The organism is Pantoea sp. 18059, assembly GCF_902706165.1.
GTDB lineage: Bacteria > Pseudomonadota > Gammaproteobacteria > Enterobacterales > Enterobacteriaceae > Pantoea > Pantoea agglomerans.
Genome location: NZ_CACSJS010000045.1, coordinates 1 through 438 on the forward strand (window position 1 = coordinate 1; position 438 = coordinate 438).

The 438-nt window shown below is 74.2% G+C and carries 1 protein-coding gene; it reads right to left on the minus strand.

Annotated elements, in window-relative coordinates; translation table 11 throughout:
- On the minus strand, positions 1-438 hold a 438-nt coding region (locus GVJ63_RS21980; RefSeq protein WP_200843138.1), incomplete at both ends, for a VWA domain-containing protein.

The window sequence follows — 438 nt, forward strand, 5'->3', positions numbered from 1 at the left end:
CGGGAACAGCGTGGCGAGCGACAGCAGGATGCCGTTGCCCGTGGCGGTGCCGCGCTGCAGCTGGAAGCTGTCGATCGCGCGGACGAGGTCTTCGTGGTTCTGCGTGGGCAGCTGTGCGAGCTGCGCGCTGCCCGCGAAGGCCACGATGCCCACGCGGACGTGGCGCGGCAGGTCGGCGATGAAGGCCTTGGCGGCGTTCTGGGCGGCGGTGAGGCGGTCGGGCTGCACGTCGGCGGCGCGCATGCTGCCGGATACGTCCATGGCGAGCATGATGGTCTGCTGCTGCGAGGGCAGGGCGAGCACGGCCAGCGGCCGCGCGGCCGCGACCAGCAGGGCAGCGAGGCCGAGCAGGAACAGCAGCGGCGGCACGTGGCGCCGCCAGCGCGAGCGCGTGCCCTGGGCTTCGCGCGCCAGGGCCAGGGCGGGGAAGTGCAGCAC